The 21,736-nt window shown below is 68.9% G+C and carries 22 protein-coding genes; 17 read left to right on the forward strand and 5 right to left on the reverse strand.

What is annotated here, in order from left to right; genetic code table 11:
* Positions 1–5 precede the first annotated feature (5 nt).
* The gene (locus NKG96_RS12895) at positions 6–302 is read right to left on the reverse strand and encodes a hypothetical protein (RefSeq protein WP_254535375.1); all 297 of its coding nucleotides are present in this window, start codon (positions 300–302) and stop codon (positions 6–8) included.
* 69 nt (positions 303–371) lie between these two features.
* Entirely contained in the window at positions 372–983 is a 612-nt protein-coding gene (locus NKG96_RS12900; RefSeq protein ID WP_254535377.1) for a DUF6149 family protein, read from the reverse strand.
* A gap of 122 nt (positions 984–1,105) precedes the next feature.
* Between NKG96_RS12900 and NKG96_RS12905 the strand changes: the two genes are divergently transcribed.
* The 10 genes from NKG96_RS12905 to NKG96_RS12950 all read left to right on the forward strand — a co-directional run bounded on the left by NKG96_RS12905 (position 1,106) and on the right by NKG96_RS12950 (position 11,036).
* Positions 1,106–2,365 carry an NAD(P)/FAD-dependent oxidoreductase gene (locus tag NKG96_RS12905; protein ID WP_254535379.1) on the forward strand — a complete coding sequence of 420 codons (1,260 nt, stop codon included), beginning with the start codon at positions 1,106–1,108 and terminating at the stop codon, positions 2,363–2,365.
* Positions 2,366–2,605: 240 nt separating this feature from the next.
* On the forward strand, positions 2,606–2,887 hold the full coding sequence (locus NKG96_RS12910) for a YgaP family membrane protein (protein WP_254535380.1): 282 nt from the start codon (positions 2,606–2,608) through the stop codon (positions 2,885–2,887).
* Between the two features lie 216 nt (positions 2,888–3,103).
* Complete coding sequence (locus tag NKG96_RS12915) at positions 3,104–3,517, forward strand: DUF7124 domain-containing protein (protein WP_254535381.1); 414 nt, start codon at positions 3,104–3,106, stop codon at positions 3,515–3,517.
* Positions 3,514–4,317 (forward strand): DUF7847 domain-containing protein, encoded by an 804-nt coding sequence (locus NKG96_RS12920; protein ID WP_254535382.1) that lies wholly within the window; start codon positions 3,514–3,516, stop codon positions 4,315–4,317. Before NKG96_RS12915 ends, NKG96_RS12920 begins: the two co-directional genes overlap by 4 nt.
* Positions 4,318–4,368: 51 nt before the next feature.
* On the forward strand, positions 4,369–4,899 hold the full coding sequence (locus tag NKG96_RS12925) for a DUF5815 family protein (RefSeq protein WP_254535383.1): 531 nt from the start codon (positions 4,369–4,371) through the stop codon (positions 4,897–4,899).
* Positions 4,900–5,008: 109 nt separating this feature from the next.
* Positions 5,009–6,736 (forward strand): ABC transporter substrate-binding protein, encoded by a 1,728-nt coding sequence (locus NKG96_RS12930; protein ID WP_254535384.1) that lies wholly within the window; start codon positions 5,009–5,011, stop codon positions 6,734–6,736.
* Between the two features lie 23 nt (positions 6,737–6,759).
* Positions 6,760–7,743, forward strand: a complete 984-nt coding sequence (locus NKG96_RS12935; RefSeq protein ID WP_254535386.1) for an ABC transporter permease — start codon at positions 6,760–6,762, stop codon at positions 7,741–7,743.
* On the forward strand, positions 7,740–8,756 hold the full coding sequence (locus tag NKG96_RS12940; protein ID WP_254535387.1) for an ABC transporter permease: 1,017 nt from the start codon (positions 7,740–7,742) through the stop codon (positions 8,754–8,756). The genes NKG96_RS12935 and NKG96_RS12940 overlap by 4 nt, the downstream gene beginning before the upstream one ends.
* The gene (locus tag NKG96_RS12945) at positions 8,753–9,973 is read left to right on the forward strand and encodes an ABC transporter ATP-binding protein (protein ID WP_254535388.1); all 1,221 of its coding nucleotides are present in this window, start codon (positions 8,753–8,755) and stop codon (positions 9,971–9,973) included. The genes NKG96_RS12940 and NKG96_RS12945 overlap by 4 nt, the downstream gene beginning before the upstream one ends.
* Positions 9,966–11,036: an ABC transporter ATP-binding protein gene (locus tag NKG96_RS12950; protein WP_254535390.1), complete on the forward strand. Its 1,071-nt coding sequence runs from the start codon at positions 9,966–9,968 to the stop codon at positions 11,034–11,036. The genes NKG96_RS12945 and NKG96_RS12950 overlap by 8 nt, the downstream gene beginning before the upstream one ends.
* Here NKG96_RS12950 and NKG96_RS12955 read toward each other — a convergent pair.
* Positions 11,033–11,365: a VOC family protein gene (locus NKG96_RS12955; RefSeq protein ID WP_254535391.1), complete on the reverse strand. Its 333-nt coding sequence runs from the start codon at positions 11,363–11,365 to the stop codon at positions 11,033–11,035. The two genes, NKG96_RS12950 and NKG96_RS12955, sit on opposite strands and share 4 nt — an antisense overlap.
* A 158-nt stretch (positions 11,366–11,523) precedes the next feature.
* Between NKG96_RS12955 and carB the strand changes: the two genes are divergently transcribed.
* From carB to NKG96_RS12975, 4 genes are all read left to right on the forward strand, one after another.
* A complete protein-coding gene (gene carB / locus NKG96_RS12960; RefSeq protein WP_254535392.1) occupies positions 11,524–14,685 on the forward strand; it encodes a carbamoyl-phosphate synthase large subunit in 3,162 nt (1,053 codons plus the stop codon).
* Positions 14,686–14,815: 130 nt separating this feature from the next.
* Positions 14,816–15,382, forward strand: coding sequence for an HD domain-containing protein (locus NKG96_RS12965; protein ID WP_254535393.1), 567 nt, complete (start codon positions 14,816–14,818; stop codon positions 15,380–15,382).
* Between the two features lie 121 nt (positions 15,383–15,503).
* Entirely contained in the window at positions 15,504–16,226 is a 723-nt protein-coding gene (locus NKG96_RS12970; protein WP_254535395.1) for an SDR family oxidoreductase, read from the forward strand.
* 54 nt (positions 16,227–16,280) lie between these two features.
* Positions 16,281–17,405: a carbon-nitrogen hydrolase family protein gene (locus NKG96_RS12975; protein ID WP_254535396.1), complete on the forward strand. Its 1,125-nt coding sequence runs from the start codon at positions 16,281–16,283 to the stop codon at positions 17,403–17,405.
* 54 nt (positions 17,406–17,459) lie between these two features.
* Here NKG96_RS12975 and carA read toward each other — a convergent pair whose 3' ends face one another.
* Positions 17,460–18,530 (reverse strand): glutamine-hydrolyzing carbamoyl-phosphate synthase small subunit, encoded by a 1,071-nt coding sequence (carA, locus tag NKG96_RS12980; protein WP_254535397.1) that lies wholly within the window; start codon positions 18,528–18,530, stop codon positions 17,460–17,462.
* A 104-nt stretch (positions 18,531–18,634) separates the two neighbouring features.
* On the opposite strand from carA, the gene NKG96_RS12985 reads away from it, so the two are divergent.
* Positions 18,635–19,048, forward strand: coding sequence for an Lrp/AsnC family transcriptional regulator (locus NKG96_RS12985; protein WP_254535398.1), 414 nt, complete (start codon positions 18,635–18,637; stop codon positions 19,046–19,048).
* A 2-nt stretch (positions 19,049–19,050) separates the two neighbouring features.
* Here NKG96_RS12985 and NKG96_RS12990 read toward each other — a convergent pair whose 3' ends face one another.
* Positions 19,051–19,761 (reverse strand): CehA/McbA family metallohydrolase, encoded by a 711-nt coding sequence (locus NKG96_RS12990; RefSeq protein ID WP_254535399.1) that lies wholly within the window; start codon positions 19,759–19,761, stop codon positions 19,051–19,053.
* Between the two features lie 52 nt (positions 19,762–19,813).
* On the opposite strand from NKG96_RS12990, the gene NKG96_RS12995 reads away from it, so the two are divergent.
* Complete coding sequence (locus NKG96_RS12995) at positions 19,814–20,731, forward strand: diacylglycerol/lipid kinase family protein (protein ID WP_254535400.1); 918 nt, start codon at positions 19,814–19,816, stop codon at positions 20,729–20,731.
* Between the two features lie 55 nt (positions 20,732–20,786).
* Positions 20,787–21,734 carry a diacylglycerol/lipid kinase family protein gene (locus NKG96_RS13000; RefSeq protein WP_254535401.1) on the forward strand — a complete coding sequence of 316 codons (948 nt, stop codon included), beginning with the start codon at positions 20,787–20,789 and terminating at the stop codon, positions 21,732–21,734.
* The last annotated feature ends 2 nt before the right edge of the window (positions 21,735–21,736 follow it).

Below are 21,736 nucleotides of genomic sequence, written 5' to 3' on the forward strand. Positions count from 1 at the left end.
CCGCCTCAGGCGGCCCCGCTGAGTCGATACTCGGGGTAGGCGAACAGGACGACGCCGAGTGCGAGGGCCGCGAGCGGATGTATCAGTGACTCGGAGAGACGTCCGCCCGTCTGGGCGGCGAAGACCAGCAACAGGGACCCACCCACCGCGGTGGTCAAGTGACGCTCCCACGCGGGTACCTGCTCGACGCCGCCGTGGCGCATCGCGTGGTACGCCCTGGCCGGCAGACCGACGACGAGACCCCAGACGACGGCACCCCAGAGGAGGGACGCGAGCGCCGAGGGCAGCCACCCCGTAGCCATCGCTGTGCACGGTCGAACGGTCGGCGGTGCGATAACGTTTCGGGACTGTCCCCCGTGGAGGAACGATACTCAGTCGTCCGCGTTCGCGCCCTCATCGTCGTCGTACTCGCCCATGCCGGGGGCGTCGCGTACGTCCACGTCGGGTTCCTCGGTGTCTCCGCCGACGGACATCTGGCCCGCCGCGTCCTCGACGTACACGTCGTCCGCGAAGCCGGCGACAGCGTTCTCGAACTCGCCTTCCTCCAGTTTCTCGGGGGTGGTGGGTGCCTCGGGGACCCCGCTGACGGGCGCGAACGCGCCGAGTGGGTCGTCGATGGTCACGTCGTAGTGCTTGAAGAACTCCTCGTAGCGGCGGTAGTGGTCCTCCAGTTCCCCGGCGGGAATCTCCATCATCTCCGTCCAGCCGTGGTTGAAGAAGTCGAAGTTGGCCTGGATGTGAGTCACCTCGCGGGCCTGCGCCTCGGTGTAGCCGGCTTCGAGGGCGGCCACGTAGGCATCCATCGTGGCGTCGAAGAACGCGTCGAGGTGCTCTCGGCGCTCTTCCTGCCGGGCCTCGTCGGCCTTCCCGAGGAATATCCTGGTGTGGAGGTCGACGAGTTTGCGGTTGGCGAACTCGCCCACGACCGGCGTGGTCAGCGCCTTCTTCGCGGCCCAGTGGCGCACGTTCTGGCGGATTTTCATCGGCAGAGCGTTGGGGAGGAACGGCCTTCAATGTTGGTAGCGGGCGGTCAGAACGCCCCCCGCGGGGTGTCGTGTTCGCCAGATAGCAACCCACATTAAGGGGGGAATCCAACCCTCGGAACATGAGCGCGTCGCACGTGATTATCGGCGACGGCATCGCCGGGAGTTCGGCCGCGGAGACCATCCGCGAGGCCGACGCCGAAGCCGAGGTCACCGTCATCACCGACGAGGGCGAGGCCCTCTACAACCGCATCCTCATCAAGGAGTTCGCCAAGGGCAAGATGCCCGCCGGTCCCATCTCCATCCACGAGGAGGACTGGTACGAGGAGCGCGACATCACCCTCAAGCTGAACACCCACGTCAACCGCGTGGACACGGACGCCCACGAGATTCACACCCACGAGGGCGAGACCATCGAGTACGACACGCTCCTCATCGCGACGGGCGGGACGCCGACACAACTCCCCGTCCCCGGCAGCGACGCGCGAGGCATCCACCATTTCTGGACGTTTCAGGACGCGCGGGGCATCCGCGAACACGCCGAAGCCGCCGACACGGGCGCGGTCATCGGTGCCGGTCTGCTCGGTATCGACCTCGCGGCCATCTGCGGCGCGCAGGACGTCGAGGCCAACTACCTCATGCGGGGCAACGCCTGGTGGCGCTACGCGCTCAGCGAGGAGGGCGCCGAAATCATCCACGACGCGCTCCGGGAGAACGGCGTCACGCCCGTCTTCGAGAGCGGCGTCGACCACTTCGACGTAAAGGACGGCAGGGTCGTCGGCGTCGAGGACCCCAACGCCGACTACTACGACGCGGACTTCGTCGGCGTCGCCATCGGCCTCAACTACAACACCGAGTTCCTGCAGGGTTCGGGCATCGAACGCACCGACGACGGCTCCATTGTCGTCGACGAACACATGCGAACCAACACCGAGGACGTGTACGCCGCGGGCGACCTCACCTACTTCTACGACGTCATCCTCGGCGACCAGGCCCAGAACGGCGCGTGGGGGTCCGCGAAGGAACAGGGCTCCATCGCCGGGCGCAACATGGTCGGAGACATGGGTGCTGACGTCGAGGAGGCCACCTTCGAGTGGGTCTCCTCGTACTCCATCACGCACTTCGACTTCCCGTTCCTCTCCTTTGGCCACCCCACCCTCGGCGACGACTCCGTCGAGCAGAAGTACTCCGACACCGAGTGGCGCCGCGTCGCCATCAAGGACGGCAAGGTCGTCGGTGGCGTCCTCATCGGCGACCTCGCCCCGCAGTCGAAGCTCAAGAAGCTCGCGCGCAACCAGGTCGACGTGAGCGACAAGAAGGAGTTCCTGCTGGAGGAGACCATCGACCTCGAGAAGTTCGAACCGATCGAAGCCGAACAGTAACCGGCGTCCGTTCTCCCGTCTTCCGTCTCTCGTTCTCGCACGCCCGCCAGCGCCCGCCCCGACCCGAGCGGTTCGAGGACGAGTGGCAGAGCGGTCGTGGTCCGCGCGTGCGTGTCGGATTCGGTCGTAGTGGGTCAGTGTGACACGGCCGTCAGACGCGTGCGGCGTGTGCATCGCTCGTCACAGGACGGCGGGCGCGGAGGTGTTATCCCCTCAGAGCGCCATTACTGTCTGATTACTATGGAAAAGAACGTCGGCGGGTACGACCGTATCGCTCGCCTCGTGATCGGTCCGGTCCTCGGTACTGTCTCCCTGGCCGCCCTCGCAGGCTACCTCAGTCTGGCGGTCGGCCCCCTGTCGACGGGCATCGTCGCCGCGCTGTTCGGTCTCGTCAGCCTCGTGCTCATCGTCACCGGCGCCACCCAACAGTGCCCCCTCAACCGTGCGCTCGGCATCAACACCTACGAGTCCGAGCGTCCGACTGACGCAGAGGAGACCTCCCGGTCGCGTAAGGCGGCCTGATATCGGGTCCCCCGTTCCCGGACCGTCGAGTACTGCTAACAGCACGCACGCCATCTACTACTGAACTCCACGAGCTAGTGCGGTGCCGCGAGCGACCCCACCGCGGGGAAAGCGAGTTCGCGGGCCGACGAGCGATAGCGAGGCGTGTCGCCCGCGCGCGAACGCAGTAAACGGTGGGACCGAAGCGGTTTAGCGGCGGGCGTATAAGGAACGACCATGCAAAGTGGCGGCTCCAGCGACATGACCCTCGCCTTCGAGTTGGAGGCGTTGAAGCGACTGGCCGAACCCGATTCGGTGTTCTCGGACGCGCGACAGTGGAGCAAGTACGTCGGCGTCGTCAGCGAGAAGCCCACCTACGTGGTGACGAACTTCACGCGCAAACAGCGCATCCGTCAGGACTTCTTCTCCGGGCCGCGGGGCAAACGCGAGAGCCTGGAGAACGTCAAGCGCCAGTTCGACACCGACCGGCACGTCTTCGTCGGGACGACCGAGGAGGACGCGGAACTGGCCGACGAGGTCGGCTGGGAGTTCCTCGGCATCGAGGACGCGGCCGAGGCGGCCGACTGGACGCTCGGCGAACCGGACACCCCCACCACGGCCAGCGGCGAGGAGCGCGACGACTGGCCGTGAGTCTGGACGTCGGCGCGGCTCTCCGCCGGGGGGCCGAGCGGGCGGCGACCCCGAGCGGCCTCCTCTTGCTCGTCCCCTTCGCCGCCCTCAGCGTCCTGAACGCGGCAGCGACGGCTCGGCTCGCGCTCTCGCTGGCCGACAGCGCGTTCGTCGACGGCGTCGTGACCACGCTCCGCGAGGCGGGCCGGCCCGACCTCGCGGAGGCGATGCTCGCCACGGTGTCGACCCAGCCCCTCGCGCTGCCGGTGTCGCCCGCCGTCGCCGGCGGGGTCATCGTCGCCGTCGCCGTCTCGCTAGAGGCGACGCGAATCGTCGCGGACCGGACGTTCGTCGCCGAGGCGGCGACGGGGCTCCACGAGCCGACGCGACGGCTCGGGCGAGCGACGCTCACCGGGGTCCTCGCCAGTCTGGTCGTCGGCCTCCTGTTGGTGCTCGGGGCGGCGCTCGTCCTGCCGGCGCTGCTGGTCGCGGTGGTGTTCTTCTTCACCCGGCAGTTCGTCGCCTGGGAGGACGAGTCGGTGGTCGGGGCGCTCCGGTCGAGCGTCTCGCTCGCGCTCGACGCCCCGCTGTCCGTACTCGGCCTCGCGGCGGGGCTGTTCGTCGTCGACCTCTTCGTGGGGTCGCTCGTCGGCGGGGTCGCGGGGCTGTTCGCGCCGGTGACCACCCGCGTCGTCGAACTGGTCGCCGGGGCGGCCGTCTCCGTGTACGCGAGCGCGGTTGCTGCGGACGCCTTCCGGCAGTTGCGGGGCCTCGGCCGGGAGGAGGCGGAGCGCGAGGAGTGGGAGGAACTGCTCCCCTGACGGGCGTCCCAGAGCGGACGACTTAACCGCGCGACGACGCAACTCCCGTGTATGGCAGAGCCGCGCGTGCCGGGCGGGTCGCCCCGCGAACTGTCGCTCCCGTGCGGTCGGACCGTCGACCTCCACGACCTCGACATGGGGATGCGCGACTACGAGTGTCCCTGCGGGGAGCGCCACGCCGTCGTGATGGACATGCACCCGCTGTCGCGGTGGGTGCCCGAGGACCTCGTGGCGGTGCTCCGCGAGGCGGTCGACACCACCACGGAGTCGGAGTTCGACACGATGCACGTCATGGGGATGGTACTGGAGGAGTTCCCCGAACAGGTCGTCAGCGTGGACGCGAGCGAGGACGGGCACGTCGGGTTCGCCCTCGTCTGGGCGGCCGACTTCGACTCCCGACGGCTCCACGAGGTGGTCGTCGAGTTGCTCGTCGAACTGATGGAACACGCCGTGAGCCACGCGAGCGACGACGGCGCGATGACCGAGTTCGAAGAGCAGATGCTGCAGTTCGACGTGCGCGAGTTCGTCGACCAGTACCGCGACCAGCGGGACTTCGCAGACGAGTTCGACCGGCCGGTGTAGTCGGCCAGCCGATTCGAACCCCTGAGCTATTTCCTTACGAACCAGTAGTGGGCGAACCAGTGGTACGGAACCCGACTATTTTATTAGGCTCGCTGGGGGATGACGTGACATGGCAGACGACGAATTCGACAGGCGGTCGTTCCTCCGACTCGCGGGCGGTGCCGCCGCGGCAGCGTCGCTCGCGGGTTGTGCCGGCGACGGTGACGGCAACGGGTCCGGGAACGGCAACGGGTCCGGGAACGGCAACGGGTCCGGGAACGGTAACGGGTCCGGCGATGGCGAGGGGACCGACCGCCCCGAACCGCAGACGCGCGAGGAGTACCTCCAGCGGGCGAACCTCCTCCTCCACGAGGAGGCCCCGTGGGTGTTCCTCAACCGGCAGTACAGCGTCTACGGCGTCAGCACCGACGTCCAGTGGGAGGCACGGCGCGACGAGCGAATCGACGCCTACACTATCGTCCCACAGGGGAACAAGACCTCCGTGACCATCACGCAGAGCCAGATGGACTCCGGGCTCGACCCACACGACCACCGCGAGACGCCGACCGACAACATCGTCCTCCAGTCGTACGAGGGGCTCCTGAGCAGGAACAAGGAAGGCGCCATCCAGCAGCAACTCGCGACGGGCTACGAGCGCGTCGAGCCGGGTCGGGTTCGATTTACCATCCGCGATGGCGTGACCTTCCACAGCGGGGAGACGCTCACCCCGGAGGACGTCGCCTTCTCCATCAACCGCATCGTCAAGGACGACGTCGGTGGCCTCACGAGCCCACAGCGCGACCAGCTCGCGGGCGTCACGGGTGCGACCCCCGTCGACGGCGAGCGGGCAGTCGAGGTCACCTCCGACGGTATCAACCCCATCGTCTTCCAGCAGTTCGCCACGTACTGTGACATCGTCCAGCGTCAGTGGATTCAGGACCACGACTCGGGGTACATCAACACCCACATGAACGGGACGGGGCCGTTCATGCTCGCGAACTATCAGCAGGACGTCAGCGTTCAGTACACCCGCTACGAAGACTACTGGAAGGAGCCGGCACCGGCCCAGTCGCTCACAATCACGGCCGCGGGCGAGTCGAGTACGCGTGTCAACCAGCTCCTCGGCGGCGAGACCGATCTCATCGTCAACGTCCCACCACAGGACGCCCAACGCGTCCAGGGAGCCGACAGCGCCTCGCTGAGTGCGAAGCCGAGTACGCGCATCATCTACAACGCGATGGTGTACAACCGCGAGCCGTTCGACTCGGTCGCGTTCCGACAGGCGATGAACTACGCGATCGACCTGGAGAGCATCGTCCAGAACGTCCTCGCGACGTTTGCGGCACCGACCGGTCAGCCGACGCTCGAGGGGTTCGTCGGCTACAACCCCGAGGTCGAACCGTACCCCTACGATCCCGAACGCGCCCAGCAGCTGGTCGAGGAGAGCGGCTACGCGGGTGCGAGTATCACGCTACACACCCCTGTCGGACGCTACCTGAAGGACCTCGAAATCGCACAGGCGGTGGCGAATCAGATCGACGAACTGGAGAACGTCTCCTGTAGCGTCCAGCAGCGCGACTTCCAGACGCTGGCCGGGGAACTGACCGACGGCGACATCTCGACCGGTCCCGCCTTCTACCTCATCGGGTGGGGGAACGCGACGTTCGACGCCAGCCAGACCATCCTCCCGCTGTTGACGACTGACGGGGTACTGACGTCTTACAGCAACGAGCGCGTCGACGAGCTGATGCGTCAGGCACAGAGCATGGCCGGGACCACGCCCGGCGATGGGGGTAGCGGGTCGAACTCGACTAGCACGGACAGCGCCAACGCCAGCGGCAACACGAGCGGCGAGTGATGGACCGCTCGGAGGACCAGTAGATGTCGTTCGGCCGGTTCCTCCTGAAGCGACTCCTCCAGGGAGTCGTGGTCGTCTGGGGGGTCATCACCGTGGTGTTCCTGTTGCGGTTCATCACGCCCGGCAGCCCCGTGGATGTCGTCGCACCGCTCGATGCGAGCGCCGAGCTTCGCAGACAGATTGCCCGCGAACTGGGCGTCAACCAGCCGCTGTACGTCCAGTACACCGAGTACCTGCTCGGCGTCGTCCAGGGCGACTGGGGATACTCGTACATCTCGCGGACGGAGGCGAGCGCACGCGTCTTCGCCCGACTCCCAGCGACGGTCGAACTCGCCGCGAGCGCGACCGTCGTCGCGGTAGTGCTATCGATACCACTCGGCGTCGTCAGCGCGACGCGGCGCAACCAGCCCGCAGACTACGGCGCGACGACGTTCTCGCTGCTCGGTATCTCGACGCCGAACTTCTGGCTCGGCATCATGCTCATCCTCCTGTTGGGGGTGCAGTTCGAAGTGTTCCCGGTCGGAGGACGCGGCGTCGGGTTCCTGCCGGCGCTGGGTATGCTCCTCGTCGGAAACCCGGGTGGGATAGTCAACTGGCTCGCACACATCACGCTCCCGGCGATCACCCTCGGGACGTACTTCACGGCGCTCATCACCCGCCTGACGCGCAGCGGGATGCTCGACCAACTGGGCCGGTCGTACGTCCGGGCCACACGCGCGAAGGGGCTCCCCGAGACGCTCGTCCGGTACCGCCACGTCCTGCGGAACACGCTCATCCCGGTCGTCACGGTCGTGGGCCTCCAGATGGGGACGCTCATCGGCGGGGCGGTCATCACGGAGGCCGTCTTCGACTGGCCCGGCCTCGGAACGACGGTCATCAATTCCATCAACCAACGCGACTGGCCCGTCCTCCAGGGGGCACTCATCGTCATCGGGGTCGGCTTCGTCGTCGTGAACATCGCCGTGGACGCGCTGTACGCGTATCTCAACCCCCGGGTGGTCGAATGATCTCCCCGCGGACGCTCAGAAACCTGAAACGCGAACTCCGCCGGAGTGCGCTGGCGAAGACCGGCATCGTCCTCGTCCTCGCCGTCGTGCTCGTGGCGACGTTCGCGCCGCTGCTCGCGCCGCACAACCCGCGAACACAGGACCTGGACGAGAAGCGCCTGCCACCGCTCGGCTTCAGCGGCACGGAGAACCAGACGACGACGGAGTTCGTCAACGGCTCCGTACAGGTCGTCACGGAGAACGTCACCGTCAACGCGACGCTGGAACACCCCCTCGGGACGAACGCGCTCGGCCAGGACATGCTCTCGCGGGTCATCTACGGCGCGCGGACCTCGTTGCTGGTGGGACTGCTGGGGACGACGCTCGCGATGCTCATCGGCGTCCCCATCGGTCTCGTCGCGGGGTACTACCGCGGGCGAATCGACGACGCGCTGATGCGAAGTGCGGACGTCATGCTCGCGTTCCCGTCGCTCGTCCTCGCCATCGCCCTCGTGGGGCTGTGGGGGCGGGCGGCGGTTCCCATCCCGGACCCGTTCGTCATCTTCGGCCTCGCGCCGGAGATGCCCGCGACGTTCACGCTCCCGGGGACGGTCATCGTCGTCGTCGGCCTCGTCACGTGGGTGTGGTTCGCGCGCGTCGCACGGGGGGAGGCCCTCTCGGTGCGCGAGGAGGAGTACGTCAAAGCCGCCCGCAGTCTGGGCGCGAAAGACCGCTTCGTCATCCGAAAACACATCCTTCCGAACAGTGCAACGCCAATCCTCGTCCTCGCGACCATCCAGGTGGCGGCCATCATCCTCCTGGAGAGCGCGCTGTCGTTCCTCGGGTTCTCGGGCACCACGCTCTCGTGGGGCTTCGACATCTCCCAGGGGCGTGATTACCTCGCCACGGCGTGGTGGATCGCCACGATGCCAGGTATCGCCATCGTCCTCACCGTCATCGGCATCAACCTCATCGGTGACTGGTTGCGCGACGCCCTCGACCCCGGCATCCAGGGGGAGGGAGGTGGCGCATGACCGGCGGTGGCCCGCGGGACCTCCTGCGCGTCGAGGGGCTCTCGACGTCCTTCTTCACCGAGGAGGGACAGGTCAACGCGGTGGAGTCCGTGAGCTTCGACGTGCGCGACGGCGAAATCCTCGGCATCGTCGGCGAGTCGGGGTCCGGCAAGTCGGTGACGGCGCTGTCGCTCATCGACCTCGTCGAGTCGCCCGGGCGCATCAGGGACGGGGAGGTGTGGTACCGCAACCCCGACCTCGCGGGCGAGTTCCCCGACGCCGCCGACGGCGACTTCGTGGACCTCCGGCAGGTCCCGAAGGGGGTCCGACGCGCCCTCAGAGGCCCGTCGTTCAGCATGGTGTTTCAGGACCCGATGAGCAGTTTCAACCCCTCCATCACGGTCGGCGAGCAGATCGCCGAGGCCGTGGAGGTCCAGCGCCGGGCGCGGTCGAACCCCCGGTCGACCCGGTCGCGGACGCAGGGCTACGGACTGGGACGTCTCGTCCTCGACAGCGTCGTCCCCGGGCGCGGGTACACCGACGAGGCGAGCCACGCCCGCGCGGTGGAGTTGCTCGAACAGGTGGGCATCCCGGACCCGGCCGACCGGGCCGACGAGTACCCCCACCAGTTCTCGGGGGGGATGCTCCAGCGCGCGATGATCGCGCAGGCGCTGGCCGGCGAACCGGACCTGCTCATCGCGGACGAACCGACGACGGCGCTGGACGTGACGATTCAGGCCCAGATTCTGAACCTCCTGTCCGACCTGCAGGAGGAACGCGGGATGAGCGTCGTCCTCATCACGCACGACCTCGGCGTCATCGCCCGGATGTGCGACCGAGTCTGCGTGATGTACGCCGGTGAAGTGGTCGAGCGGGGGACGCTGGAGGACGTCTTCGACGACCCGGTCCACCCCTACACGCAGGGGCTCCTCGGGTCCATTCCGGACCTCGACGACCCGTCGCCGCGCCTCCAGCCCATCGAGGGGAACGTCCCCTCGCTGCTGGCGAGCGAGATGGGCGACCGCTGTTACTTCGCGGACCGCTGTCCGAAGGCGATGTACGAGTGTCTCGACAAGCCGCCGGAGTTCCCGGCGGGCGGGGAGGAACACCGGGCGAAGTGCGTCCTCGCGGACCACAAGTTCGACCCGAGCGAGGCGCTCCCCGAGGACTACTTCGAGGCCGGCGCGCCCGCCGACCGTGAGGGCGGGCGCGCCGAGGGGGTGAGCGACGATGACTGACCCGCTCGTGCGCGTCGAGGACCTCAAGAAGTACTACTTCGAACGGGACACGCTCATCGACCGCATGCTCGGGCGGGAGCCGCGGAGCGTGAAGGCCGTCGACGGCGTGAGCTTCGAACTCGAACCCGGTGAGACGCTGGGGCTCGTCGGCGAGTCCGGCTGTGGGAAGTCCACGACCGGCGAGACGCTCCTCGCTCTGCGCGAGGCGACCGAGGGTCGGGTGCTGTTCGACGGCGAGGACGTCTTCGCCATGTCCGACGGCGAGCGCCGCGAGTTCCGCAAGCGGGCGCAGGTGGTCTTCCAGGACCCCTTCTCCAGTCTCGACCCGCGCCAGACGGTCGGCGAGATCATCACCGAACCGCTGGTCATCCACGGCATCGCGGACCGACAGGAGCGTCGCGAGCGCGCGAAGGACCTGCTCGAACGCGTGGGGCTCTCGGCGGGACAGATCGACCGCTACCCCCACGAGTTCTCGGGCGGCCAGCGTCAGCGGGTCGGCATCGCCCGCGCGCTGGCGCTCGAACCGGAGTTCGTCGTGCTCGACGAACCCGTCTCCGCGCTGGACGTGAGCGTGCAGGCCCAGATCCTCAATCTGCTCGAGGACCTGCAGGACCAGCTCGGTCTCACCTACCTGTTCATCGCCCACGACCTCTCGGTGGTCCGGCACATCTCCGACCGCGTGGCCGTGATGTACCTCGGGGAGATCGTCGAGACCGGCGAGGTGGACGACATCTTCGAGGACCCCCAGCACCCCTACACGCAGGCGTTGCTGGAGAGCGTCCCGCGGGCGAGCACCGCCGAACACGGCCGTCGGGTGGACGCCCTCGCGGGCGACGTCCCCTCCCCGCGGAACCCGCCGTCGGGGTGTCACTTCCACACCCGCTGTCCGTACGCGCGCGAGACGTGCCGCGAGCGGGAACCGGACGCGTACGACGCGGGGGATGGTCAGCAGGCGGCCTGTTTCCGCCTCGTCGAGGACCACCCCTACTGGGAGTCCGAACCCATCGAGCAGGCCGCGACGGACGGACCCGCGGGCGAGTCGGCGACCGGCGAGGCGGACTAACCGACGAGGTCGAACCCCGGGTTCCACGCGACCTCCCACAGGTGGCCGTCGGGGTCCGCGAAGTACCCCGAGTAACCGCCCCAGAACACCTCCTGTCCGGCTTTGACGACCTCGCCACCGGCGGCCGCCGCCTCGGCGGGGACGGTGGCGTCGTCCGCCAGCAGGTCCCGGGGGTACAGCGAGAGCCACGCCCCCGCGAGGTCGAAGAACGCCACGTCCGCGTCGGGGTCACGCTCGCGCATCGGGAGACCCAGCCCCTCGCGATAGAAGCGAATCGCGCGTTCGAGGTCCGTCACGCCGAGGGTGACGAGGCTGATGTGCGGGTCCATGCGCCCCGGAGGTCTTCGGGTGAGAAAGCGTATCCGCCGGTACGGGCCGACAGCGGCCCGGAGGCGGGCCGCGGCAATAGTTACGAATATCGAAACCAGTCTGCGAGATTCGCAGGAATCCGCCGTGCTTATTACGATGTGCCCACTCGTCGCGTGTAATGAGCGACGAGGACCGGACGATTCTGCTCATCGGGAGTGGACCAATCCAGATCGGTCAGGCGGCCGAGTTCGACTACTCCGGCGCGCAGGCGTGTCGCGCCCTGCAAGAAGAGGGGGCGCGAGTCGTCCTCGTCAACTCCAATCCGGCGACCATCATGACCGACCCGGAGATGGCCGACGAGGTGTACATCGAACCCATCACCCCCGAGGCCATCTCGGAGATCATTCGCCAGGAGGAACCCGACGGGGTCATCGCGGGCCTCGGCGGGCAGACAGGGCTGAACGTCACCGCCGAACTCGCCGAACAGGGCATCCTCGAGGAGTACGACGTCGACATCATGGGGACGCCGCTGGACACCATCTACGCGACGGAGGACCGCGACCTCTTCCGCAGGCGCATGGAGGACATCGGCCAACCCGTCCCCCGGTCGACCACCATCACCCTCGACGAGGGCGAGTCGGTGACGAACCTCGACGAGGCGGCCCTCCGTGACCAGGTCGACGACGCCGTCGACGCCGTCGGGGGCCTCCCGGTCATCTCGCGGACGACCTACACCCTCGGCGGGAGCGGTTCGGGTGTCGTCGCTGACATCGAGGAACTGTACGAGCGCGTGCGCAAGGGGCTTCGCCTCTCGCGCAACACCGAGGTGCTCATCACCGAGTCCATCGCGGGGTGGGTCGAACTGGAGTACGAGGTGATGCGCGACGCCGACGACTCCTGTATCATCATCTGCAACATGGAGAACCTCGACCCGATGGGCATCCACACGGGCGAGTCGGTCGTCGTGACCCCCTCGCAGGTCATCCCCGACGACGGCCACCAGGAGATGCGCACGGCGGCGCTGGACGTCATCAGGGAGTTGGGGATTCAGGGCGGCTGTAACATCCAGTTCGCGTGGCGCGACGACGGCACCCCCGGCGGGGAGTACCGGGTCGTGGAGGTCAACCCGCGCGTCTCGCGCTCGTCGGCGCTGGCGTCGAAGGCGACGGGCTACCCCATCGCCCGCGTCACCGCGAAGGTGGCCCTCGGCAAGCGCCTCCACGAGATAGAAAACGAGATCACCGGCGAGACGACCGCCGCCTTCGAACCCGCCATCGACTACGTCGTCACGAAGGTCCCCCGCTGGCCCAAGGACAAGTTCACCGACGTGGACTTCACCCTCGGGACGGCGATGAAGTCTACGGGCGAGGCGATGGCCATCGGCCGCACCTTCGAGGAGTCGCTCCTGAAGGCCCTCAGGTCGAGCGAGTACGACCCCGCCGTCGACTGGGCGGACGTGAGCGACGAGGAACTGGAGGCGGACTACCTGGAGACGCCGACGCCCGACCGCCCGTACGCCATGTTCGAGGCGTTCGAGCGCGGCTACACCGTCGAGCAGGTGACCGAGATGACGGGCATCGAGTCGTGGTACGTTGAGCGCTACGAGAACGTGACGGCGGCCGTGGCCGCCGCCGCGGAGGGCGATTTCACCGCCGCCGCCACCGCCGGCCACACGAACGCCTCCATCGCCACCGCGACGGGGACGGACGTGGGCGAGGTCGAACAGTCGGTCCCGGGTCGCACCTACAAGCAGGTCGACACCTGCGCCGGGGAGTTCGCCGCCCAGACGCCGTACTACTACTCCTCGCGCAAGCCCGAGTTCTTCAAGGGACCCTACGAGGGAGACGCCGCCGCGGGCGAACTGCGCGTCGACCGCGACGTCGAGAGCGTCGTCGTGGTCGGGGGCGGCCCCATCCGCATCGGACAGGGCGTCGAGTTCGACTACTGTGCGGTCCACGCCGTCCGCGCCCTGCGCGAGATGGGCATCGACGCCCACGTGGTGAACAACAACCCGGAAACCGTCTCCACCGACTACGACACCTCCGACGGCCTGTTCTTCGAACCCGTCACGGCCGAGGAGGTGGCCGACGTGGTAGAGGCCATCGACGCCGACGGCGTGATGGTCCAGTTCGGCGGGCAGACCTCCGTGAACATCGGCCACCCCCTCGAGGCGGAACTGCAGCGCCGCGGCGTGGACTGCGATATTCTGGGGACCACCGTCGACGCGATGGACCTCGCGGAGGACCGCGACCGGTTCAACCGCCTGATGGACGAACTCGGCATCCTCCAGCCGGAGGGCGGCTCCGCCACCAGCGAGGCGGAGGCGCTCGACCTCGCCAACGGCATCGGCTACCCGGTCCTCGTCCGCCCGAGCTACGTCCTCGGTGGCCGCGCGATGGACGTGGTCCACTCCGACGCCGAACTGAAGGAGTACATCGAGGAGGCGGTTCGCGTCTCGCCGGACAAGCCCATCCTCGTCGACCAGTTCCTCGCCGACGCGGTGGAACTCGACGTGGACGCCGTCGCGGACGGCGAGGACGTCCTCATCGGCGGCATCATGGAGCACGTCGAGAGCGCGGGCGTCCACTCCGGGGACTCCGCGTGCATGATTCCCCCGCGCTCGCTCTCGGAGGACGTCCTCGGGCGGGTCCGTGAGGTGGTCGAGGACATCGCCCGCGCGCTGGACACGAACGGCCTGCTGAACGTCCAGCTAGCCGTGAAGGACGGGCAGGTGTACGTTCTGGAGGCCAACCCGCGGTCCTCGCGCACTGTCCCGTTCGTCTCGAAGGCGACGGGCGTCCCCATCGCGAAACTCGCAGCGCAGGTGATGGCGGGCGCCTCGCTCGCGGACCTCGACACCGAGGAGCGCATCCCCGAACACACCAGCGTCAAGGAGGTCGTCCTGCCGTTCGACCGCCTGCCCGGCAGCGACCCGCGCCTCGGCCCGGAGATGAAGTCCACGGGCGAGGTGATGGGCACCGCCCGGACCTTCGGGAAGGCCTACGACAAGGCGCAGGACTCGACGGGCAAGCCCGTCCCGAGCGAGGGGACGGCCGTCGTCGACCTGCCCGTCGAGGGCTTCGAGGAGTACTTCAACCTCGTCGAGTTTGAGGACACGGACGCCTTCGCGGACGCCATCCGCGCCGGTGAGGTCGACCTCATCGTCTCACGCGAGCGCCGCCCGCTGGAGGTCGCCGTCGAGGAGGAGGTGACGTACTTCTCGACGGAGGCGTCGGCGCGCGCCGCCCTGGAGGCCATCGAGGCGAAGGACGACCCCATCGACGTCCAACCCATCGACCGCCGCCCGTCGGGCGTGGCGCGGTGGGGGAGCGGGGAGTAACGGCGCGGAGAACGCGAAGCGCGCGAGGGAATCGACGTAGCACCCGAAACCCGTCCGCAGTCGAGTGGTCTCTCCTGCCGGGCACGCCGGGTCGGGGTAGCTTCTTGCCGACCCCCGGAGAGGGACGGGCATGGACTCCGACGACGACCGGGAACGTGCGGTCGAGGCGGCCTTCCCCGAACTGGCCGCAATCGAGGACGACGCCCTGCGGGCGGGCGTGCGGCGCGCGTGGACGACGGCGATGGCCGACACCGGCTGTTCGGACCTGACGTCGGTGCCGTGGTTCCCGCCCGCCCAGCGGCGACTGGGCATCGACGACGAGTTCCTCGTCGACCACGTCCGGGACGTGACCCGCCTCGCGGTGGCGATGGCGGAGACGCTCCACGACTGCCGGACCGTCGACTGTGACCTCGATACGGTCCTCGTGGGGGCGCTCGTCCACGACGTCTCGAAACTGTACGAGTTCGACGGGATGGACGAGACGCCGGTGGGTGACCTGCTCGGCCACCCCCACTACGGCGTCCACGTCGTCTCGCGGGCGGGCCTGCCCGTCGAGTACGCCCACGTCGTCCTCTCGCACACGGGCCGGACGACGGTCGACCCGGCGACGCTGGAGGCCGAGATAATCAAACGGGCCGACGAGGTGGCCGCGAGCGCCATCCGACTGCGCGCCCTCGACGACCTGCGCGACGCGTAGCTCAACACGTGCTCTCGACGGCCTGCGCGGGGCAGTGGCCGTCACGTGCTCTCGACGGCCTGCGCGGGGCGTCGGGCGGGACGCCGAAACGCCGATACCCCTCCCGCGTGTCGGTCCGTCGATGACGCTGACCTCCGACGACCCGACGGTGCTGGTGGCGGGAGCGAGTGGCCGGACCGGCCGCGAGATACTGGACGTACTGCTCGACGCGGACATCCGCGTCCGGGCGCTCACGAACACCCCCGAGAACGTGGAGACGCTGGAACTGCAGGGCGCCGAGGAGGTGCTCGTGGGGGACCTGCTGGTCCCCGAAGACGCTCGCCGGGCCGTCGAGGGTGTCGACGCCGTCGTCTGCGCCGTCGGGTCGAAACCCGGCCCCGGCCTGCTGGTCGGCCCCCTCGTGGACGGCGAGGGGACCGTGAACCTCGTGCGGGCCGCCGAGGAAGCCGGCGTCGAACACTTCGCGCTCGTCACCTCCATCGGCGTCGGCGACTCCCGCGGGGGGATGCCCGCGCTGTTCCGGCGCTTCCTCAACCTCTTCGGCATCGTCGACGCGAAGGGGGAGGCGGAGGCCGCGCTGCGGGCCTCCGACCTCGCGTACACCGTCGTCCGACCCGGCGGCCTCACGGGTGGACGCGCGACGGACGACCTGCTGGTGGGCGAGGGCGGCGACACCGTCTCGGGGTCCGTCCCGCGTGCGGACGTGGCCCGGCTACTGGTGGCCGCGCTGTTCACCCCCGAGAGCGAGGGCCGCACCTTCGAGGTGGTGTCCCGCGAGGGCCTCCGCGGGGACGCAGAGGGCGTCGTCGAGGTGGACTGGCAGTACCCGGAGTCGAAGTACTGACCGCTGCCGACCACTCCGCGAACGCTTTTGCACCGTGCCCGCACATCGCAGGGCATGGCTCGTCAGTCCCGAGAGACGCCGGAACCGAAAGAGACGTTCACGCTGGCCGCCGCGCAGGTCGAACCCGAGTACCACGACAAGGAGGGTACCCTCGACATCACCTGCGAGTGGATAGAACGCGCCGGAGCGGCGGGCGCGGACCTCGTCGTCTTCCCGGAGACGTTCTTCCCGGGGTACCCCTACTGGCGCGGGAGTGTCCCCATCCCGCGCTGGACGGACCTGATGGTCGACCTCCAGAAGAACAGCCTCCACGTCGAGGACGACGCCGTGACGGTCATCGAGGAGTGCGTGGCCGAGGCGGACGTCCACGTCGCCCTCGGGACGAACGAACTCAGCGACCGCCGCGGGAGCGAGACGCTCTACAACTCCATCTTCTACTTCGAGCGCTCGGGCGAACTGGTGGGCCGACACCGCAAACTCATGCCGACCCACGAGGAGCGTGCCATCTGGGGGCGGGGTGACCCCGCCCACCTTCGCACCTACGACACGGACATCGGGTCGCTCGGGGGTCTCGTCTGCTACGAGAACCACATGACGCTCTCGAAGGCGGCGCTGTGCGCGCAGGGCGAGGAGGTCCACGCCGCCGTCTGGCCGGGCTTCTGGGACGTCGACACCCACCCCGGTCGGAAGTCCCGCGCCGAGTCGCCGGACGCGATGGACACCTGCGACATCTACCCCGCGATGCGCGAGTACGCCTTCGAGACGCAGTCGTTCGTCGCCGCCTGTTCGGCGTACATGAGCGAGGACGTCACGGAGGAGTGGGGCGACGAACTCGGGTTCAACGTCGCGGCGGGCGGGAGCATGCTCGTCAACCCCGCGGGCATCGTGAAGGCCGGCCCCGTCGTCGGCGAGGAGGCACTCCTCACCGCGGAGTTCGACCGCGACGAGCGCCGGGCGACGAAGGCGTACTTCGACGCGATGGGCCACTACACCCGGTGGGACGCAGTCAACCTCGAACTGCGCGACGCCGTCGCGGAACCGGTCCACGACCACGGACACGACGGGGGCCGGGCGCGGAGTCGCGAGGGCCTCTCGGCGGCCCGGGCGGAGGAACTCGCCGCCGAGTACGACGTCCCCGTCGAGGCGGTGGAGGGAATCGCGTCCGAACTGGAGGGGTAGCCGTCGCTCCTCGGTCGGGTGGTGGGGTACGAGAATCGACGTCCGCGTCCGCGGCTAGTCGGCGAGCGCGGGTTTCTTGCTCCCGTCTCCGGCCATCGCCAGCACGTCGTCGAAGAAGCCGAGCGTGTCGTGCGGGCCGGGGTTGGCCTCGGGGTGGTACTGGCGCGTGAGGATCTCGAGTTCGTCGCTCTCGAGGCCCTCGGGGGTGTCGTCGTTGACGTTGATCTGCGTTACCTCCAACTGGTCGCCGGGGTCGGCGACGGTGTAGCCGTGGTTCTGCGTGGTCATGACGACCTGCCCGGTGCGGAGGTCCTTGACGGGTTGGTTGACGCCGCGGTGGCCGAAGGTCATCTTCTCCGTCTCGCCGCCGAGGGCGCCCGCGATGACCTGCTGGCCAAGACAGATGCCGGCGAGCGGAAGGTCGCCGACGAACTCGTCGACGAGGTCGGCGGCCGCCTCGAAGTTCTTCGGGTCGCCGGGGCCGTTCGAGATGAACAGTACGTCGGCGTCCAGTTCGCGGACCTCCTCGGCGGTCACGTCGTAGGGGAGGCGGTGGACGGTGGCGTCGCGGTCAACCAGCGACTCCACGATGGAGCCCTTCGCGCCGCAGTCGACGAGGGCCACCTCGGGGCCGTCGCCCTCGGCGTTGTAGGTGACGGACTCGGAGACCGACACCTGCTTGCCGATGTCGACGTGTTCGCTCATGCCCTTGCACTTCGCCAGTTCGTCCAGCGCGTCCTCGGGGGTCACGTCGGGGCCGACGGCGATGCCGCACTTCATCGCCCCCTCCTCGCGGACGTTCGTGACCACGTCGCGCGTGTCGATGTGGTCGACGGCGGGGACGTCCTCGCTCGTCAGCCACTCGGCGACGTCCTCGGTGAGTTCGCGAGCGAGCACCGCGCGCGGGTGGATGCGCTCGGACTCGAAGCGCTCGTCTCGGACACCGTAGTTGCCGATGAGGGGGTACGAGAACGTGAGGACCTGCTCCTCGTAGGAGGGGTCCGTCAGGGACTCCTCGTATCCGGTGTATGCGGTCGTGAAAACCAGTTCGCCGCGTGTCCGGCCGGGAGCGCGACCGCGCGCCGGGATGACGCGCTCGCCCTCCAGTGCCACGTAGGCGTCCATCGTTACGAATCACATAGGAACACGCCCCTATAGTCGTTGTGTTCGTAACAGAGTTACGAAATTCGTAATCGGTAAGTGCGGATGGTGTCTACCCTCGTATCTCGATGGACAGTCTGGACCGCGACATCCTCGACATCCTCCGGCGGGACGCGCGCACGCCCTACACGGAGATCGCGGAGCAGGTCGGCACGAGCGAGGGGACGGTGCGAAACCGGGTGGACCGCCTCGTGAGCGAGGACGTCATCGAACGGTTCACCGTCGCCACCCGGACGGGCAACGTGAAGGCGATGGTCGAGGTGGGCGTCGACGTGAACGTCGACACCACCGGCATCGCAGCGCGGATGGCCGACTGGGAGGACGTCGACTTCGTCTGGCAGGTCAGCGGCGAGGAGGACCTCGTGCTCGTCGTCGACGCCGCCGACACCCGACGGGTGAACGGCCTCATCACCCGCGCGCGCGAACAGGAGGAGGTCATCTCGACGAAGACGCGACTCATCCTCGACGAACGCCTCGGGTAGCCCTACTCCTCCCGCCCCGGGGGGGCGCCGACCCCCGGCGTCCCGTCGGCCCACTCCGGCGTCTGGAGCTGTCGTTTCCCCGCGTGTATCCGTCGGTAGGTCCGCCTGAACAGTCGGTCCGCCCCGCTCGTCCGGACGACTGGCTCAACGCGACCGTCGCGGATGGCCGCGACGACACTCTCGGGGGACGGGTCGTCGGCGTCGACGCGGGTGTACGCCCGCCCCACCTCGAAGGGGTAGTGGGCGTCGCTCCCGCCGACCAGCGGCAAGTCGCGGTCCGCGGCGAGATGCTCGACCCACTCGCGCGTGCGCGGGTGCTTCCCGTTGACCTCGATGGCGTCGACCTCGGCGTCGCTGTCTCTGACCGTCGAGTTCCGGTAGGGGTGGGCGAGGATGGCCGCACAGCTGTGGTCGTGCGCGGCGTCGACCACCTCCCCGGGGGTGAGTTCGCCCGCACGGGTCACGCGCGGCGGGTCCGGCCCGACGACGAGGACGTGACCGAGCGTGGTCGTGACCTCGATACCCGAGAGTGAGACGGTCGACCCGGTGTCGAACGGTTCGTAGTAGTCGTGGTTCGTGAGAGCGACGCCGTCCAGCCCCCGCCAGCGAGCCATCGCTCCGAGCAGTCGGGCGCCGACCGGGTCGTAGGGGGTGGGTCGGCCGGGGAACCCGTGGAAGAAGCGCGTGTGTGTGTGCAGGTCGAGCGAGAGCACACCGATAGTAGCAGGCTACACGCCTTTGTCCTTCGGATTGCTAGGGGAAGGGATGACAGATCCGGAGACGGTCCTCGTGTTGAACCCGGTCAGCGGGCGCGCCAACCACGCCGCTCGCGTCCGGGAACTCGCCGCGGAACACGGCTTCTCCGTCCGCGAGACCGAGCGGTCGGGCGACGCGGTAGGGTTCGCCCGCGACGCGGCCGAGGACGGTGCCGACCGAGTCGTCGCCTGCGGGGGCGACGGCACCCTCAACGAGGTGGTCCGGGGGCTCTGGCTGGCGGACGCCCTCCCCGAGGTGGAGTTCGGCGTCGTCCCCGGCGGGACGGGCAACGACTTCGCGGACAACATCGGCATCACGAGCGTCGAACTGGCGTTCGCGGCCATCGCGAGCGGCGAGCGTCGAACCATCGACCTCGGAGTGGTCCGGGCCGACGGCGGCGACCCGTTGCCCTTTCTCAACTCCTGTATCTGCGGACTGACGGCCAACGCCAGCGCGAACACCGCCCCGGAACAGAAAGAGCGCCTCGGCGTCCTCGCGTACGTCCTCAGCAGCCTCCGGGAGATGGCGACGTTCGACGGCCTCGAACTGTCGGTGACGCCCCGCGGCGAGGGCGACCCGTGGCACGGGCCGGCGGCGATGGTGCTCGTGGGCAACGCCCGGCGGTTCCCGGGCGAGCGGGCGACGCAGGCGAACGTGGAGGACGGCCTGCTCGACGTGACCATCGTCGAGCGTCAACCGACCGTCGACCTCGCGAGCGGGGCCGCGCTCGTCCAGTTGCTCGGTCGGGACCCCGAGTGGGTGACGCGACTGGTGACGCCCCACCTGGAGATCGCCGTCCGTGACGACGACCCCGTCACGTTCAGCCTCGACGGCGAGATGGTCACTACCCACCGACTGGACGTCTCGGTCGCCGAGGCTCGCCTGTGCCTCCCGGTGGGCGGGGCCTACGACCCCAACCCCGTGTGACCGACCGAAAGGCCCGACTGCAGTGTCTTTGCCGGCGGCCGCGAACCGGTGGACGATGAACGACCGCGTCCTCGTCTACAACCCGGCGAGCGGGAACCGACGCGCCGGTCGTCGAGCCGTCCGTCTCGCGACCGACCGGGGGTTCGCCGTCCGCGAGAGCGCGGGCCGCGGCGAGACGCGGACGCTCGCACGCGAGGCAGCGACGGGCGGGGCGGAACTGGTCGTCGCCTGCGGGGGCGACGGCACCCTCAACGAGGTGGTCCGAGGGGTGTACGAGGCGGACGCGCTGGCCCGGACGCGACTCGGCGTCGTCCCCGGCGGGACGGGCAACGACTTCGCGGACAACATCGGCATCACGTCGGTCGGGGCGGCGTTCGACGCCCTCGACGGCCCGGCGCGGCGACTCGACCTCGGGACCGTCGAGGAGCGAGGCGGCGAGGACGGCCCGGTCCGACCGTTCTGTAACTCCTGCGTCGGCGGGCTGACGGCGAACGCCAGCGCCCGGGCGACGCCCGACCGGAAGCGCCGACTGGGGGTGCTCGCGTACGTCCTGACGACGTTCGCGGAGTCCCGGAGCTTCGAGGGGCTGGAACTCGATGTGCGCGCGGGCCCGCGCGAGGACCCGCTCTGGTCGGGCCGGGCGCTGATGGTCCTCGTCGGGAACGCCCGGCGGTTTCCGGGCGAACGGCGTCGCCCGGCGAACGTGGAGGACGGCCTGCTGAACGTCGTCATCATCGAGCGGGCGCCCGCCCTCGACTACCTCGCGCAGGGGGCCGCGGACCGACTCCTCCGGCGCGGCGCGTCGCACCTGACGCGGGTGCGCGTGCCGCAACTGTCCGTCCGGCACGCGGGTGGGCCGGTGACGTTCAGCCTCGACGGCGAACTCGTCAGCCACGAACACGTCGTCGCGCGCTGTCTCCCGGGGGCCATGCGCTTCCACGTCGGGGCGAACTACCGCCCGCACCCGCCCGAGGACCCGTCCGACGACCCGAAGAGGCCTTAAGA

It is taken from the genome of Halomarina litorea, from assembly GCF_024227715.1.
GTDB classification, from domain to species: Archaea; Halobacteriota; Halobacteria; order Halobacteriales; family Haloarculaceae; genus Halomarina; species Halomarina litorea.

Bases quoted from the DNA above. Each gene is read 5' to 3' on its own strand.
- NKG96_RS12955 (WP_254535391.1), bottom strand. From the start codon at position 11,365: ATGGACCCGCACATCAGCCTCGTCACCCTCGGCGTGACGGACCTCGAA.
- NKG96_RS12995 (WP_254535400.1), top strand. From the start codon at position 19,814: ATGACAGATCCGGAGACGGTCCTCGTGTTGAACCCGGTCAGCGGGCGC.
- carA (WP_254535397.1), bottom strand. From the start codon at position 18,530: ATGGACGCCTACGTGGCACTGGAGGGCGAGCGCGTCATCCCGGCGCGC.
- NKG96_RS12925 (WP_254535383.1), top strand. From the start codon at position 4,369: ATGGCAGAGCCGCGCGTGCCGGGCGGGTCGCCCCGCGAACTGTCGCTC.
- NKG96_RS12895 (WP_254535375.1), bottom strand. From the start codon at position 302: ATGGCTACGGGGTGGCTGCCCTCGGCGCTCGCGTCCCTCCTCTGGGGT.
- NKG96_RS12935 (WP_254535386.1), top strand. From the start codon at position 6,760: ATGTCGTTCGGCCGGTTCCTCCTGAAGCGACTCCTCCAGGGAGTCGTG.
- NKG96_RS12900 (WP_254535377.1), bottom strand. From the start codon at position 983: ATGAAAATCCGCCAGAACGTGCGCCACTGGGCCGCGAAGAAGGCGCTG.
- NKG96_RS12965 (WP_254535393.1), top strand. From the start codon at position 14,816: ATGGACTCCGACGACGACCGGGAACGTGCGGTCGAGGCGGCCTTCCCC.
- NKG96_RS13000 (WP_254535401.1), top strand. From the start codon at position 20,787: ATGAACGACCGCGTCCTCGTCTACAACCCGGCGAGCGGGAACCGACGC.
- NKG96_RS12940 (WP_254535387.1), top strand. From the start codon at position 7,740: ATGATCTCCCCGCGGACGCTCAGAAACCTGAAACGCGAACTCCGCCGG.
- NKG96_RS12915 (WP_254535381.1), top strand. From the start codon at position 3,104: ATGCAAAGTGGCGGCTCCAGCGACATGACCCTCGCCTTCGAGTTGGAG.
- NKG96_RS12975 (WP_254535396.1), top strand. From the start codon at position 16,281: ATGGCTCGTCAGTCCCGAGAGACGCCGGAACCGAAAGAGACGTTCACG.
- carB (WP_254535392.1), top strand. From the start codon at position 11,524: ATGAGCGACGAGGACCGGACGATTCTGCTCATCGGGAGTGGACCAATC.
- NKG96_RS12910 (WP_254535380.1), top strand. From the start codon at position 2,606: ATGGAAAAGAACGTCGGCGGGTACGACCGTATCGCTCGCCTCGTGATC.
- NKG96_RS12945 (WP_254535388.1), top strand. From the start codon at position 8,753: ATGACCGGCGGTGGCCCGCGGGACCTCCTGCGCGTCGAGGGGCTCTCG.
- NKG96_RS12905 (WP_254535379.1), top strand. From the start codon at position 1,106: ATGAGCGCGTCGCACGTGATTATCGGCGACGGCATCGCCGGGAGTTCG.
- NKG96_RS12930 (WP_254535384.1), top strand. From the start codon at position 5,009: ATGGCAGACGACGAATTCGACAGGCGGTCGTTCCTCCGACTCGCGGGC.
- NKG96_RS12970 (WP_254535395.1), top strand. From the start codon at position 15,504: ATGACGCTGACCTCCGACGACCCGACGGTGCTGGTGGCGGGAGCGAGT.
- NKG96_RS12985 (WP_254535398.1), top strand. From the start codon at position 18,635: ATGGACAGTCTGGACCGCGACATCCTCGACATCCTCCGGCGGGACGCG.
- NKG96_RS12950 (WP_254535390.1), top strand. From the start codon at position 9,966: ATGACTGACCCGCTCGTGCGCGTCGAGGACCTCAAGAAGTACTACTTC.